18 protein-coding genes are annotated in these 14,707 nt (G+C 59.9%); 10 read left to right on the top strand and 8 right to left on the bottom strand.

Annotation, left to right across the window (positions count from 1 at the left end):
• Positions 1-15: 15 nt before the first annotated feature.
• From WC392_04195 to WC392_04175, 5 genes are all read right to left on the bottom strand, one after another.
• Positions 16-408, bottom strand: a complete 393-nt coding sequence (locus WC392_04195) for a YbaN family protein (protein ID MFA5241562.1) — start codon at positions 406-408, stop codon at positions 16-18.
• A complete protein-coding gene (locus WC392_04190) occupies positions 405-527 on the bottom strand; it encodes a hypothetical protein (GenBank protein MFA5241561.1) in 123 nt (40 codons plus the stop codon). Before WC392_04190 ends, WC392_04195 begins: the two co-directional genes overlap by 4 nt.
• Positions 528-819: 292 nt before the next feature.
• Positions 820-1,224, bottom strand: coding sequence for a rhodanese-like domain-containing protein (locus tag WC392_04185; GenBank protein ID MFA5241560.1), 405 nt, complete (start codon positions 1,222-1,224; stop codon positions 820-822).
• A gap of 115 nt (positions 1,225-1,339) precedes the next feature.
• Positions 1,340-2,305, bottom strand: a complete 966-nt coding sequence (locus WC392_04180) for a TerC family protein (GenBank protein ID MFA5241559.1) — start codon at positions 2,303-2,305, stop codon at positions 1,340-1,342.
• A 218-nt stretch (positions 2,306-2,523) separates the two neighbouring features.
• Positions 2,524-3,069, bottom strand: coding sequence for a phosphohydrolase (locus WC392_04175; GenBank protein MFA5241558.1), 546 nt, complete (start codon positions 3,067-3,069; stop codon positions 2,524-2,526).
• Positions 3,070-3,154: 85 nt separating this feature from the next.
• On the opposite strand from WC392_04175, the gene WC392_04170 reads away from it, so the two are divergent.
• The 4 genes from WC392_04170 (at position 3,155) to WC392_04155 (ending at position 6,513) form a co-directional block, all read left to right on the top strand.
• The gene (locus WC392_04170) at positions 3,155-4,129 is read left to right on the top strand and encodes a YafY family protein (GenBank protein MFA5241557.1); all 975 of its coding nucleotides are present in this window, start codon (positions 3,155-3,157) and stop codon (positions 4,127-4,129) included.
• A gap of 85 nt (positions 4,130-4,214) precedes the next feature.
• Positions 4,215-4,478, top strand: a complete 264-nt coding sequence (locus WC392_04165) for a hypothetical protein (protein MFA5241556.1) — start codon at positions 4,215-4,217, stop codon at positions 4,476-4,478.
• Positions 4,479-4,624: 146 nt separating this feature from the next.
• On the top strand, positions 4,625-6,058 hold the full coding sequence (locus WC392_04160; GenBank protein MFA5241555.1) for an exonuclease domain-containing protein: 1,434 nt from the start codon (positions 4,625-4,627) through the stop codon (positions 6,056-6,058).
• Positions 6,059-6,174: 116 nt separating this feature from the next.
• Positions 6,175-6,513: a hypothetical protein gene (locus tag WC392_04155; protein MFA5241554.1), complete on the top strand. Its 339-nt coding sequence runs from the start codon at positions 6,175-6,177 to the stop codon at positions 6,511-6,513.
• Positions 6,514-6,527: 14 nt separating this feature from the next.
• Here the strand turns inward: WC392_04155 and WC392_04150 are convergent, their stop codons facing one another.
• Positions 6,528-6,701, bottom strand: a complete 174-nt coding sequence (locus tag WC392_04150) for a hypothetical protein (protein ID MFA5241553.1) — start codon at positions 6,699-6,701, stop codon at positions 6,528-6,530.
• Positions 6,702-7,103: 402 nt separating this feature from the next.
• Positions 7,104-8,456 (bottom strand): TrpB-like pyridoxal phosphate-dependent enzyme, encoded by a 1,353-nt coding sequence (locus WC392_04145; GenBank protein MFA5241552.1) that lies wholly within the window; start codon positions 8,454-8,456, stop codon positions 7,104-7,106.
• Between the two features lie 124 nt (positions 8,457-8,580).
• On the opposite strand from WC392_04145, the gene WC392_04140 reads away from it, so the two are divergent.
• The 6 genes from WC392_04140 to WC392_04115 all read left to right on the top strand — a co-directional run bounded on the left by WC392_04140 (position 8,581) and on the right by WC392_04115 (position 13,543).
• Positions 8,581-9,585: a class 1 fructose-bisphosphatase gene (locus tag WC392_04140; protein MFA5241551.1), complete on the top strand. Its 1,005-nt coding sequence runs from the start codon at positions 8,581-8,583 to the stop codon at positions 9,583-9,585.
• A 126-nt stretch (positions 9,586-9,711) separates the two neighbouring features.
• On the top strand, positions 9,712-10,272 hold the full coding sequence (locus WC392_04135; protein MFA5241550.1) for a YqgE/AlgH family protein: 561 nt from the start codon (positions 9,712-9,714) through the stop codon (positions 10,270-10,272).
• A gap of 46 nt (positions 10,273-10,318) precedes the next feature.
• A complete protein-coding gene (gene ruvX, locus WC392_04130) occupies positions 10,319-10,789 on the top strand; it encodes a Holliday junction resolvase RuvX (protein MFA5241549.1) in 471 nt (156 codons plus the stop codon).
• Entirely contained in the window at positions 10,776-11,276 is a 501-nt protein-coding gene (gene pyrR, locus WC392_04125; GenBank protein MFA5241548.1) for a bifunctional pyr operon transcriptional regulator/uracil phosphoribosyltransferase PyrR, read from the top strand. Before ruvX ends, pyrR begins: the two co-directional genes overlap by 14 nt.
• Positions 11,277-11,288: 12 nt before the next feature.
• Positions 11,289-12,254, top strand: coding sequence for an aspartate carbamoyltransferase catalytic subunit (locus WC392_04120; GenBank protein ID MFA5241547.1), 966 nt, complete (start codon positions 11,289-11,291; stop codon positions 12,252-12,254).
• Positions 12,251-13,543, top strand: a complete 1,293-nt coding sequence (locus WC392_04115; GenBank protein ID MFA5241546.1) for a dihydroorotase — start codon at positions 12,251-12,253, stop codon at positions 13,541-13,543. The genes WC392_04120 and WC392_04115 overlap by 4 nt, the downstream gene beginning before the upstream one ends.
• Positions 13,544-13,606: 63 nt before the next feature.
• On the opposite strand, the gene WC392_04110 is transcribed toward WC392_04115, so the two are convergent.
• Entirely contained in the window at positions 13,607-14,686 is a 1,080-nt protein-coding gene (locus WC392_04110) for an alkene reductase (GenBank protein MFA5241545.1), read from the bottom strand.
• Positions 14,687-14,707 lie beyond the last annotated feature (21 nt).

Raw genomic sequence — 14,707 nt, 5'->3', positions numbered from 1 at the left:
GTGCCGTATCAATAGCTACCCCCGGCGCACCGGGACGCGCCAGAGGAAAAAAGCCAATACGGTCCCGATTGCCGCCAGCATGGCGCGGTGCCAGGGCGTCTCCATCAGCAGGATCGAGGCGCCGAACGACAGCCCCATCAATAGAAAAGCCCAGGGTTTGACGCCGGGCGGCATGCTTCGGTGCTCATGCCACTCACGAATGATCGGGCCGGCTATGCGGTGCGCCAGCATTTTCTCGTGCAGGTATTCGGAGCCGCGCGCAAAACAGGCCGCTGCCAGCAGCACGAATGGCGTGGTTGGCAGCATCGGCAGAAAAATTCCGGCCACGGCCAGCAGCAATGCCACCATGCCCAGAGCGAGAAAAACGGCCCGGATCAGGCGGGAATCGTGAAGGCGTGAAGCGCTCATGCCTTTCCGGACCACGGCACGGCCACGGCCCAGCCGATACGCTCGTCACGGCGGTGCCGCATTTCTTCCCCGCGCGCCGGTAAATCTGTGCTGGCAAGAATGTGGATCGGCGAGGTCATGGAGTATTTTCCTCCGGGCGGAGCAAGGCGGTCAATTGTTCAGAGGGGCGCCGCATCACGCATCGGGTGAGATCCAGGCAAGTGGCAGTCCGATCAATGAACCTAAAAACCTCAGTTCGACAACCACGGAGGGCACGGAGAACACAGAGAAAGGCAGTTTGAGGAAATTTATGACCTCACCCAACGGGTGATTGCCAAATATCATGCTATCTATTGTTTTTACTCCGTGTTCTCCGTGGTTAACCGCTTTTTCCAGGATGAATTGGATTGAGAGAGGTCGTTGATGGCAGCATCAGTTCCTGACGACAGGATTGCCCTCGCTGATCCAGCGGGTGATGCCGTCGCGCACGTTGTAAATCCGCGTATAGCCCATTCCCGCCAGTTCACGCGCCAGGGTGCCGGTGCGGTTGCCGGTGCGGCAGATCAGGATCACCGGATCGTTTTTGCCTACCTCGGCGGCCAGGCGCGGCAGCAATTCCGGATTCATTCGTCCGCCTGCGTCGACGAAAGTCAGCTTGCGGCTGCCTTCGACCACGCCGGTCTGGCTCCATTCCTCCGCCCTGCGGACGTCGTACAGGGGCGTACCCTGGGCAAGGAGCGTTTTCAACTGGCTGTTATCGACGCTGGTGTAGGGCGGCTCGGCGCAAGCCCCGAGAGCGAGCGCAAGAAAAACAATGGCGATCAGGCGGGCGGTCATGGCGTAATTTCATTCATCTCGGATAATCCATTGGAATACGCGTTCATGCAGGAGCGGCACCCGCTCCTACAGAGGTGTTTTGGCTCTAATGAGTGTCTCGGTTCATAAGTGGATTTCAATGTGAGGGCTTGTTGCGCGTGGCAATCAGGCTGGCGATCACGCTTGCCCCGATCAGCACGGCAACAATGGCCAGCGAGGCCGCTACCGGTACGTGATACCAGGGCGCGATCAGCATTTTGCTGCCGATAAAGGTCAGCACCATGGCCAGGCCGTATTTCAGCAGATGGAAACGGTCCGCCACGTCGGCAAGCAGGAAATACAGCGCCCGCAAGCCCATGATGGCAAAGATGTTGGAGGTGAAAACGATGAAGGGGTCGGTGGTGATGGCGAAGATGGCCGGGATGGAGTCCACCGCGAATACCACGTCGGAGGTTTCGATCAGGATCAGAACCAGGAACAGCGGCGTGAAGTAGCGCACGCCATTTTTCATCACGGTGAATTCTTCGCCATGATGGCCGTCCGAGATGCGCAGGTGCCGGCGCGCGAATTTCAGCACCGGGTTCTGGTTCATGTCGGGCTCTTTCTCCGCCATGGCCAGCATGCGTATGCCGGTGACGACCAGGAAGAAGCCGAAGAGGTACAGCATCCAGCTGAATTCCCGTACCAGCCAGGCGCCGGCCAGAATCATGGCGGCGCGCAGGACGATAGCGCCCAGAACGCCATAAATGAGCACGCGGCGCTGGTATTCGGCTGAGACATGGAAGGCCGAGAAGATCAGCAGGAAGACGAACACGTTGTCCACGGACAGAGACTTCTCGATCAGATAGCCGGTCAGGAATTCCAGCGCCTTGCGGTCGGCGACTTCCTGACCAACGGTGCCGCTCAGGTACCACCACATCCCGGCGTTGAACAGGAGCGCGAGGCTGACCCAGACCAGCGACCATGCGGCGGCCTCCCTGACGCTGACCTTGTGCGCCTTCCTGCCGCCGAACACGAACAGGTCAAGCGCCAGCATGACCAGCACAAATACGATGAAGGCGGCCCACATCCAGGGTTCACCGATGGAAATCGAGTTGTTCATTTGTCTATCCAGTCAATCAGGGGTGTTGTTGCCTTCGAAGCCTGGGGCGGCGGTTTGCATGCCCGGCACTCTAATACGGCATGGCTGAAAGACAGGGCATCCTACAGGTGTTCCGGGGTAATAAAAATTCGAAATATAGTTACGACATGTTCGAAATTGCCGATATGAAAACCCTTCTCCGTGGCGCTTGGCCGGTGCGGTGAAATGCCTTTTCAAGTTCACCGGCTGTTTGAGGCGGGTATCTGGCTCAATATTTCAAATTGCTGCAGAAATGCCTGTTTAGCCTCCTCCGGGGGCATGGGCCGGATGATTTCATGGCAGGGTTTCACGCCCTCCAGATAGGACCACGGTTCCGCGGAATACGGCATCAAATCGCGCTTCTCTGTTGCCAGTGAAATCAGGTCGGCCCGCTTGATGGCCGGATTGTGGCTCAGATTGACGCCAAAGCGCTGCCCGATAATCTGTGTCACGCTGTCCTCGATTTGAGAAAAAGACGGCAGCAGCACCTTGAGCGGCTTGACCATGTCTCCAAGATAGGCTTCAGCGGCATCGTGCAGCAAGGCGGCAAATTTCAGCTCGTCCGGCACCAGCGAGGCCACGATCAGGCTGTGCTGTGCGACGGAGTAAAATGCGCTGGTCTGACCGTTGAAGCGGCATTGATAGGACAGCCCATGCGCGATGTCTTCGATTGCCACATCGACGATGCGCGGTTCCAGCGGATAAAAACGGTTGCCCAGATAGGTCGAAACATACAGTGTGCTCATTGGGCCTCCATGGCGGTTGATCTGTTCATTCTGGTTCCAGTGTGGCACGCTGTGGGCTCAATATGTGAGCCATGAATGGAAAGATATGGACCGTACCGAAAGATTTTACCGGATTGATCAGTTGATGAATGAATACAAGGTCGTGCCCTTGAATACATTCCTCGACGAACTTGGCATTTCCCGCGCCACTTTCAAGCGCGACCTTGAATATTTGCGCGATCGGCTCCATGCGCCCATTGAATGGGACCGCGATGCAGGCGGTTACCGCTTCGGCAAGGGCGATACCCTGGCCCCCAGGTACGAATTGCCCGGCCTGTGGTTCAATGCTTCGGAAATCCATGCCTTGCTGACCATGCAGCAGTTGCTGGCCAATCTGCAGCCCGGCCTGCTCGGGCCGCATATCCAGCCGCTCCAGTCGCGGCTCAACCAGCTGCTGGATAGCGGCGACCACTCGGCGGAGGAAGTCCAGCAGCGCATCAAGATCCTGCATGCCGCAGCGCGCCAGGTGGCTTCGGAAAATTTCGAGCTGATCAGCCATGCGCTGCTCAAGCGTCAGCGCCTGCAAATTACCCATTACAGCCGCAGCAACGACCAGCAGACCGAGCGTGAAATTTCGCCGCAACGGCTGGTGTATTACCGCGACAACTGGTACCTCGATGCCTGGTGCCATCTGCGCAAGGGTCTCAGGAGTTTTTCCGTGGAAACCATCAGGAAGGCGGTGATCCTCGACCGCCCGGCCAGGGCTGTGCCGAACAGGCAGTTGAATGAAACCCTGGGCAGCGGCTACGGCATCTTTTCCGGCAAGGCTGTGCATAAGGCTGCGCTCAGATTCACGCCGGAGCGGGCGCGCTGGGTGGCCCAGGAGCAGTGGCATCCGAAGCAGAAGGGGCGGCTGGAAAAAAACGGCGCCTATGTGCTGGAAATCCCTTACAGCGACGACCGCGAACTGGTGATGGATATCCTCAAGTATGGGCCCGATGTCGAGGTGCTGGCCCCCGATGCGCTGCGCGAGCGGGTGAAGAAACTGCTCAAGGCCGCTTATTCCCTGTACGGCAAGTAAATTCCGTGCAGGCTCATTCTATGAGCCAATTGGCTTGCATAGTGGCATCACGATGATCCATCCGGATCGAATCAAGGAGATCGTGATGAAACTTGGGAAAATCAGCAGCCATGCCCGCGTGAAGATGCGGCAGCGCGGCATCAGCGAAGCGGCGCTGCAGGATATGCTGGAGCGCGGCCGTGTGGAACAGGACCATCTGGGCGGCATGATTGTGTATTTCGATCATGAAGAGTGCGTTCGCCCTCACCCGGAGCGCCTCGCGCAGCGCAGCGATTCCTATGCCGTGATGGATCGCCATGGCGAAATCATAACGGTAGGCAGCCATTTCAGCAGGATACGCGGGCACTGAACCGTCAGTTGTTCCATCTGGTCCGGGTCTTGCGGCAGGAGGGTGACTGGCGGGCTTGTTATAATGGTGTTTTGTCTCAGGAAAATTGCCGTGAATATTCCTCCTGACTTCTTCATGGACGGCGCTGCTCTGGCGCGCTTCAGGCCATGACGAATCCCCCGCAGCAGCCCCTGGTGTTTGTCGATCTGGAAACGACTGGCGCCAACACCAGCGGGGACCGCATCACCGAGATCGGGATTGTGGAAATTTCGGAACACGGTGTCAGCGAGTGGTCCACCCTGGTGAATCCGCAAGCCCCGATTCCACCCTTCATCCAGCATCTGACCGGCATCAGCAATGAGATGGTGTCCACTGCCCCGTCTTTTGCGGAAATTGCCGGGACTTTGCTGGCGCGCCTCAGGGGGCGGCTTTTTATCGCCCACAATGTGCGTTTCGATTACGGCTTTTTGCGCAGCGAATTCAAACGCGCGGGAATGGACTTCAGGGCTGACGTACTGTGTACGGTCAAGCTTTCGCGCAAGCTTTTTCCGCAACACCACAAGCACAATCTGGATGCGCTGGTCGAGCGCCATCAGTTGCCGGTGACTTCGCGCCATCGCGCGCTGGCCGATGCGCAGGCGATTCACGCCTTCTGGAGAAAAATTCATGCGGATTTGCCGCCCGAAGCCATTCACAATGCCTTGCAAGAACTGCTGAAACCGGTCTGCCTGCCGCCGGGGCTGGATGCCGCGACGGCGGAAGACCTGCCGGAAGCCCATGGCGTGTACCTGTTCTACGGCGAGAATGATGCGCCGCTTTATATCGGCAAAAGCAGCAATGTCCGCCGCAGCGCACTGGCGCATTTTGCCGCGGACCGCAAACATCAGCGAGACGTGTTGCTTGCAGAGCAGATACGTCGTATCGGCTGGATTGAAACAGCGGGCGAACTGGGGGCGCAGTTGACGGAATTGCGCCTGCTCAAGGTTCTCCAGCCGGTACATAATCCACGCAGGAAGGACGGCAATGAACTGTGTGCCTGGAAGCTGGAGCCGGCAGAAAATGGCGGAATGAGCGTAAGGCTGGTGTATGCCCGGGAGCTGGATTTTGGCGCCGAGCCCGGACTTTACGGACTGTTTCCCACGAAAAGAAAAGCCATCGATGCCCTGCGCGAAATCGCTGCCGCGCATCGCTTGTGTCTGGTCCAGTTAGGGCTCGAACATTCACTTCAGGGCAAATGTTCGGCCTATTCGCTCTCGCAATGCAAAGGGCTGTGCATTGGCAAGGAGGCGCCCGGCCAGCATGACATTCGCCTCATGGGGGCGCTGGCCCGCATGAAACTTGAGCCGTGGCCGTTCCCGGGGGCGGTGGGGATTCGTGAGACAGCGAACTGGGGAGGCATGACGGAGATTCACCTGATCGACCGCTGGGCCTATCTCGGACCGCTCAAGCCGTCACAGGCCTTCCCGCATGTGCCGGGGGTGCGCCCGGCATTTGATATCGATGTTTACAAGATTCTTGTCCGCTACCTGAAACAAGCCAAAATCGACATCATTCCCATGCCGGGCGAGGCAAGCCAGCCAGAAAGGCGCGATTCAGAGTGAATTATTGTCTGGATTTCGACTCAAACCTGCATGAAAATATTTTTCCTGGTTTCCTTCGCCGGCCATGGCGGTAGCGGCTGGCCTGTTGTGATGGCTGGTTTGACAGGAATTATCTGATGCGCAATACACCCAGTATTACGCCTCTGCCGGCTACATTCGTGGATGAGGTAGAGGTTAAACCCGTTAACTACCTGCGTGCGGCCCGGATTGTCGGCGAGCGTAGCCTGACCGCACTGGTGTTTCCCCGTCACCGCCCGGTCAAACAGGCAGAAAAGGCCATTCCTGAAGCACCTGTTCCGGCGGAGGAGCGGCGTCGCGGAAGCGAGCGTCGCGCCTTCTCGCGCCGCATCCGGCATGCTGGCGCGAGCCGGTATGACACACGGGCACCGGAGGAGCGCCGGAGCAGCAATCGCCGCCATGGCGATATCACCACCAGAATCGAGGAAAAGGCCTGAACCAGTGTGCCCGGTCAGCGCATCAGGGGACGGGCCAGATTCTGGCCGTGCAGCTTCTTCATCTGATTGATTTGCGCCTCCATTTTGCGTAACGTCGCCTTTCGCATGTGAGTCTTTCCCTCAGCCACTGCCTTGTGACAGATGCGACGGATTGCCAGCATCAGTTCCAGTTGATTGTGCCTGTCCATGCCGATTTCCTTTTTTCTGTGTCGATGGGGCCACGAAAAGAGTTCGTGATGTTCACATCATTCGGCATGTCAAGCTCATGGGGTGAGCCACCAGAAAATGGCGGGGACCAGAATGGGGTTCCCGGGCCCGCAAGGATGCGGTTTGCGCGGCTGGCAGGGCCAGAGGAGAAGCGACGGCAGCCGGTCTGCCGCCATTGATGCCAATTTGAGGCCGTTCGGTGCGTATCTGACGAAAAAACCCCCCAGCTAAAGGGGAAAAGCCGGGGGGGGGAGAGGCCTTAATAAGGATTAAGGCACCCGCTCAGGGAGGAGAAGCGGGAGACGAACTGAATCGTCTGCATGTTCAGAGTGAGCAGGCTGAAAATTAGTTCCCGCTTATACTGAAATTTCCCTTGTCTCCCTTCACCCCACCTTGGGCAGGCGATCCAGGGCGGCCTTGATGGCTTCCTCGGGGTAGGCGTAATCCTCCAGCTTGCCGCTGAAGTAGCTGTCGTAGGCGCCCATGTCGAAGTGGCCGTGGCCGGACAGGTTGAAGAACAGCGTCTTGGCCTCGCCCGATTCCTTGCAGCGCAGCGCTTCGTCGATGCAGGCGGCGATGGCATGGTTGGATTCCGGGGCAGGGATGATGCCCTCGGCGCGGGCGAAGGTCACGCCGGCCTGGAAGGTGGCGAGCTGGGGCACGGCTACCGCCTCGATCAGCTTTTCGTGGTAGAGCTGCGACACCAGCGCCGAATCGCCGTGGTAGCGCAGGCCGCCGGCGTGGATGCCGGGCGGCATGAAGTCGTGGCCAAGGGTGTACATCAGCATCATCGGGGTGAGCTTGGCGGTGTCGCCGAAATCGTAGGCATAGTGGCCGCGCGTCAGGGTCGGGCAGGAATCGGGTTCCACCGCCACCAGGCGCACATTCTTGCCCGCTGCCTTGTCGGCGAAGAAAGGGAAGGCCGCGCCGCCGAAGTTGGAGCCGCCGCCGCAGGGGGCGAAGATCATGTCCGGGTAATCGCCTGCTTTTTCGAATTGCTTTTTGGCTTCCAGGCCGATCACGGTCTGGTGCAGCAGCACGTGGTTGAGCACCGAACCCAGGGCGTAATTGGTGTCGGCGCGCGATGCCGCGTCTTCCACCGCCTCTGAAATCGCCAGACCGAGCGAACCCTGGTTGTCCGGATCTTCCGCCAGTGCCGCGCGGCCGGAATGGGTTTCCATGCTCGGGCTGGCGAATACTTCCGCGCCCCAGGTCTGCATCATGGAACGGCGGTAGGGTTTCTGCCCGTAGCTCACCTTGACCATGTAGACCCGCACCTCCAGCCCGAACATCTGGCCGGCCAGCGCCATCGAGCAGCCCCACTGCCCGGCGCCGGTTTCGGTGGCGATGCGCTTGATGCCGGCTTCCTTGTTGTAATAGGCCTGGGCGATGGCGGTGTTGGGCTTGTGCGAGCCCGCCGGGGATACGCCTTCGTATTTGTAGTAAATCCTGGCCGGGGTGCCGAGCGCGGCTTCCAGGCGGTGGGCACGGAACATCGGCGACGGGCGCCACAACTGATAAATCTCGCGTACTTTTTCGGGAATCTCGATCCAGCGCTGGGCCGACATCTCCTGCTCGATCAGGCTCATGGGGAAGATGGCGGTCAGGGCTTCGGGACCAATCGGCTTGCCATCCGGGCCGAGCGGCGGGGCCGGCGGGTTGGGCATGTCGGCAACGACGTTGTACCAGTGGGTGGGGATTTCGGCTTCGTCCAGCAGGATCTTGGTGCGTTGCATGTTGCGGCCCCTTTTGCTTGAGATAGGGTGCCCATCATATCCCCTTTGATTTTTTGCAGCCAAGCCTTTGGATCATCAGCTATAATCCAACGCTCATTATATTTCTTTATGTCAGGATAAAAACATGCACAAAGGCACCACTATTACCCAGTTCATTATCGAGGAACAGCGCCATATACAGGGTGCGAGCGGCGATTTCACCTCGCTCCTGAACGATATCATTACCGCAATCAAGGTGATTTCCAATACCGTGAACAAAGGCGCACTGATTGGTGTGATGGGTTCGGCCGGGTCGGAAAACGTGCAGGGCGAAACACAGAAGGAACTGGACGTCATCACCAACGAGATCTTCATCAAATCCAATGAGTGGGCTGGCCACCTGTGCGCCATGGCATCGGAGGAGATGGACGACATTTATCCCATCCCGGCGCAATATCCGCGCGGAAAATACCTGCTGGTATTCGATCCGCTCGACGGTTCCAGCAACGTCGACGTGAACATTTCCGTCGGCACCATTTTTTCCATCCTGCGTTGTCAGGGCGAGAGCGACTCGCCTTCCGCCAGGGATTTCCTGCAACCCGGCACCCAGCAGGTCTGCGCCGGCTATGCCCTGTACGGCTCCTCCACCATGCTGGTGCTGACCAGCGGCCATGGCGTGAACGGCTTCACCCTGGACCGCGATATCGGCGAATTCATCCTCACCCACGCCAATATGACCATTCCCGCGGACACAAGGGAATTCGCCATCAATGCATCCAACCAGCGTTTCTGGGAACCGCCGGTGCAGCGTTACGTGCAAGAGGCCCTGGCCGGCAAGACCGGTCCGCGCGGCAAGGACTTCAACATGCGCTGGGTGGCATCGATGGTGGCGGAAGTGCATCGTATCCTGATGCGCGGCGGCATTTTCATGTACCCCAAGGACACCAAGGATCCCGCCAAGGCCGGCAAGCTGCGCCTGTTGTACGAAGCCAACCCGATGTCCTTCATCGTGGAGCAGGCCGGCGGCGCGTCCAGCACGGGTCGCGAGCGCATTCTCGACGTTCAGCCTGATGGTTTGCACCAGCGCGTGCCGGTGATCCTCGGTTCGAAGAACGAGGTGGAAACCGTAATCTCCTACCACCAGGCCTGAAGTTCGCCCCGGCCTTGAATCAGGCCGGGCAAGCACCTGGCAGTTTGTAATGCCGCTTGCCTGTTGCAGGGCTGGCGGCATTTTTCATGGGGCATGGAGTCAGGCGAATATGCCATAATAACGCCTATGCAAAGCGTCGACCTCACCCATCATTTCCTCATCGCCATGCCTGCGATGACCGACCCTTATTTCGCCAAGACCCTGACCTATATCTGCGAGCACAACGAGCGCGGTGCGCTGGGTGTCGTGCTCAACCGCAAGATCGACCTCGATTTCAAGGCCCTGTTCGAACAGATCAACATCCCGCTTGAGGCGGCGGAACTGGCCGGGATGCCGATTCACTACGGCGGGCCGGTGCAGATGGACCGCGGCTTCGTGCTGCATCAGCCGGAAGGGCGCTGGCAGTCAAGTCTGTCCATAGCAGAGGGCATTGCGCTGACCACCTCGAAGGATATTCTGGAAGCCGTGGGACGCGGCGAAGGGCCGGATAAACTTTTCGTGACACTGGGCTATGCGGGCTGGGATGCGGGCCAGCTTGAGCACGAACTGGGGCAAAACGCATGGCTGACCGTGCCGGCAACGCCACAACTCATTTTTGATGAACCGACCGAATCGCGTCTGGCTGCTGCGATGAATTTGCTGGGCGTGGATTTTGCCTGTCTGGCGGATGAAGCGGGCCATGCGTGATGCCGTTAGGGGTGAGGGGTTAGGCGTGAGGCGTGAGGCGAGTCCGGTGATTGCGATTTTTACCCCTCACCCCTCACCCCTCACCCCTCACCAAACAACCGTGCTGGGCTTCGATTTCGGCCTCAAGCGCATCGGCGTGGCGGTGGGGGATGTGATGATAGGCGTGGCCCATCCACTGGAAACCCTGCACGGCGAGAGCAACGAGCAGAAATTTGGCGGGATTGCGGCGCTGATTCAGGAGTGGCAGCCGGGGGTGCTGGTAGTCGGGTTGCCATTTCATCTTGATGGCAGCGAGCATGACATGACCCTGCGCTGCCGCAAGTTCTCACGGCAACTTGAAGGGCGCTTCGGCCTGCCGGTGGCGCTGGTGGACGAGCGCCTGACTTCCGAAAGCGCCAGCCAGGATCTGCGCGAGATGGGTATTACCGGCCGGCGGCAGAAGGAAATGCTGGATCAGGTCGCCGCGCAGCAAATCTTGCAGTCTTATCTGGATGAAAAAAAACATGCAACTACCTGATGCCGAGAAACTGGTACAAACCATGGCGCAGCAGCTTGAGCCCTATCTGGGCGCAAATAGCGTGCTGGTGGGCATGCACACCGGTGGCGTCTGGCTGGCGGAAAAAATCCATACCTTGCTGAGCCGGGAAGTGCCGCTGGGCACGCTCGATGTATCCTTCTATCGCGATGATTTCAGCCAGTCCGGCCTGCACGCGGAAGTGGCGCCCTCGGATATTCCATTTGATGTCACGGGGCGCGACATCATCCTGGTGGATGACGTGCTCTACACCGGCCGCAGCGTGCGTGCCGCGATGAATGAGCTGTTCGATTATGGCCGTCCGGCAAGTATCATCCTGGCTGTGCTGGTGGACCGGGGCGGGCGCGAATTGCCGATCGCGGCCCAGGTGACAGCAGCAGTGCTGGAACTGGCGCCAAACCAGAATATCCAGTTGAATCGTGATTCGCAGGGGCTGCTTGCGCTCAGCCTGCGCCAAACAACCGTCTGACGGAGTCGTTCCATGGCTTTTCTGAGTCGTAATCCACAGCTTAACCAGCATGGCGAATTGCAGCATCTGCTCACGATCGAGGGTCTGAATGCGGGAATGCTGCGGCATATTCTCGATACCGCCGAATCCTTTGTCAGCGTATCGGAGCGGGAAGTAAAGAAAATCCCTCTGCTGCGCGGAAAATCGATTTTCAACCTGTTTTTCGAACCCAGCACGCGCACCCGCACCACCTTCGAAATTGCCGCCAAGCGGCTGTCCGCCGACGTGATCAATCTCAACATCAATGCCTCGTCCCAATCCAAGGGCGAAACCGTACTGGATACCGTGGACAATCTTGCAGCGATGCAGGCCGACATGTTCATCGTGCGCCATGGCCAGTCTGGCGCGGCGCACTTCATTGCCGGCCATGTTTCACCCCACATTCATGTCGTCAATGCGGGCGATGGCCGCCATGCTCACCCTACCCAGGGCTTGCTGGACATGTACACCATCCGTCACTTCAAGCGGGAGTTCCATAACCTGCGCGTAGCCATCGTGGGCGACGTGCTGCACTCGCGTGTGGCGCGTTCCCAGATCCATGCGCTCACCACCCTGGGCGTGCCGGAAGTGCGGGTCATCGCACCCAAGACGTTGTTGCCGGCCCAGGTAGAGCGCATGGGCGTGCAGGTCTATCACGATATGGCCCAGGGCCTGAAGGATGTGGACGTGGTTATCATGCTGCGGCTACAGAACGAGCGCATGCGCGGCGCCCTGTTGCCCTCGGCGCAGGAATATTTCAAATCCTACGGCCTGACCCAGGACAAGCTGGCGCTGGCCCGGCCCGACGCCATCGTGATGCATCCCGGCCCGATGAACCGCGGGGTGGAAATCGATTCCGACGTGGCCGACGGCAGGCAGTCGGTGATCCTGCCCCAGGTGACCTTCGGCATCGCGGTGCGCATGGCGGTGATGAGCATTCTGGCGGGGAGCAAACAATGAAGATTCATATTCGCGGCGGCCGCCTGATCGACCCCAAAAGCGGCATCGATGCGCAACGGGATGTTTTCATCGCTGCCGGCAAGGTGGTGGCCATCGGCGACGCCCCTCATGATTTTCACGCCAACCGGGTAATTGAAGCCGGCGGACTGGTGATCTGCCCGGGGCTGATCGACCTTTCCGCGCGCCTGCGCGAACCCGGCTTCGAGTACATGGCTACCCTGGAATCGGAAATGCATGCCGCTGTGGCCGGTGGGGTGACCAGCCTGGTGTGCCCGCCCGATACCGACCCGCCGCTGGATGAGCCGGGGCTGGTGGAAATGCTCCGGCATCGCGCCAGGAACCTGCATCAGGCGCGCGTGTTCCCCCTTGGAGCATTGACACAGAAACTCGAAGGCCAGCGCCTCACGGAAATGGCGGAGCTACACGATGCCGGCTGCATCGCCTTCTCGCAGGCGGATGCGCCCCTGACCGATTCCAATGTGTTGCTGCGCGCCATGCAGTATGCCTCGACTTTCGGCTTTACCGTGTGGCTGCGCCCGCAGGATTCCTTCCTCGCCCGCGATGGCGTGGCGCACGACGGCGAAGTGGCCTCCCGCCTGGGCCTGGCGGGGATTCCCGCCTGCGCCGAAAGTATCGCGATTGCCAGAATCCTGCTGCTGATGAAGGAAACCGGCGCCAAGGTGCACCTGTGCCGTCTTTCCACCCGCGATGGCGTGGACATGGTGCGCGAAGCCAAGCGCCAGGGCCTGCCGCTGACTTGCGACATCGGGGTGCACCATGCGCACCTTTCGGAAATGGACATCGGCTATTTCGATTCCAACTGCCATGTGATCCCGCCCTTCCGCAGCCTGCGCGACCGGGATGCGCTGCGCGCAGGCCTGAAGGACGGCACGATTGACGCCATCTGCTCCGATCACGCGCCGGTGGATGACGATGCCAAGCTGCTGCCCTTCGCCGAATCCGAGGCGGGCGTCACCGGGCTGGAGCTGCTGCTGCCGCTGACGCTGAAGTGGGCAAGGGATATGGGGGTTGAGCTGCCCCAGGCGATTGCCCGGCTCACGACCGAGCCGGCAAGGGTTCTTGCGCTCAACAAGGGGGTGCTGGCGCCGGGACTCAATGCCGACCTGTGCATCTTTGACCCCGAGGAGTGCTGGAAAGTGGTGCCGCGCGCGCTCAGAAGCCAGGGCAAGAACACGCCATTCCAGAATGTGGAACTGGCGGGGCGGGTAAAATACACCCTGGTCGAGGGGGCTGTGGTTTATGAGGCAGGAGAAGCCAAGGCATCTTGAGTTCCTGGCCGAAACAAGAAAAGGCGGCCTCGGCCGCCTTTTCTGTTTTCAGGCACAAGGTAACTATCCAGCCAGGAAGGGATAGTCGGTATAGCCCTTTTCTTCCCCCGTATAAAGCTTTTCATAATCCGGCGCGTTGAGCGGGGCGCCGCGGCGGAAGCGTTCGACCAGGTCCGGGTTGGCCAGCAGCAGCCGGCCGAAGGCGATGGCGTCGGCGCTGCCGGTAGTGATTGCCTCCTGGGCACTGGCGAAGTCGTAGCCATTGTTAAGAATGAGCTTGCCGCTGTAGATCGCGCGCAGGCGCTCGTAGTCGAAGGGCAGCCATTGCTCCTTCGGTGCGCCGCCCATGCCCTGCAGCAGGTCGAGGAATGCCAGGCTGTAGCGGTTGAGCTGGCCGGTGACGTATTCGAAAGTTTCCTGCGGCTGCTCATCGTGCAGATCGTTGAACGGCGTCACCGGCGACAGGCGCACCCCCACCCGCTCGCTGCCGATGGCGGCGCACACCCCATCCAGCACCTCCAGCAGCAGGCGGGCGCGATTTTCCTTGCTGCCGCCATAGGCGTCGGTGCGCTGGTTGCTTGAAGAGCGCAGGAACTGGTCAAGCAGGTAGCCATTGCCCGCATGCACTTCAACGCCGTCGAAACCCGCTTCCACGGCATTCCTGGCGGCCTGCACATAGTTCGCGATCAGGCCCGGAATCTCGCTGGTTTCGAGCGCGCGCGGCGTCACGAAATCCTTCATTTCCTGGCCGGTAAAGACCTGGCCTGCCGGGCGCAGCGCCGAGGGCGCCACCGGCAGCACGCCATTGGGCTGCAAATCGGGATGCGAGATGCGGCCCACATGCCAGAGCTGGATCACGATCCTGCCGCCCGCGGCATGAACGGACTGGGTGACTTTTTTCCAGCCGGCAATCTGCTCCGCCGTGTAAATCCCGGGCGTGCGCGGGTAGCCATGGCCCTCGGGGCAAACCGGGGTGGCTTCCGTGATGATCAGGCCCGCCGAGGCGCGCTGGCGGTAATACTCGGCCATGAGATCGGTCGGTACGTTGCCCGTGCCGGCCCGGCAACGCGTCAGCGGGGACATCACGACGCGGTTGGCCAGCTCGATGGCGCCGAGGCGAAGGGGGGAAAACAGGTCAGTCATGGGGTGTCTCCATCAGTCAGT

Origin of the sequence: Sulfuricella sp., from assembly GCA_041651995.1 — a bacterium.
Taxonomy (GTDB): Bacteria; Pseudomonadota; Gammaproteobacteria; order Burkholderiales; family Sulfuricellaceae; genus Sulfurimicrobium.
The sequence above is the reverse complement of the archived record's forward strand: the minus strand, read 5'-3'. Positions and strand labels throughout refer to the sequence as shown.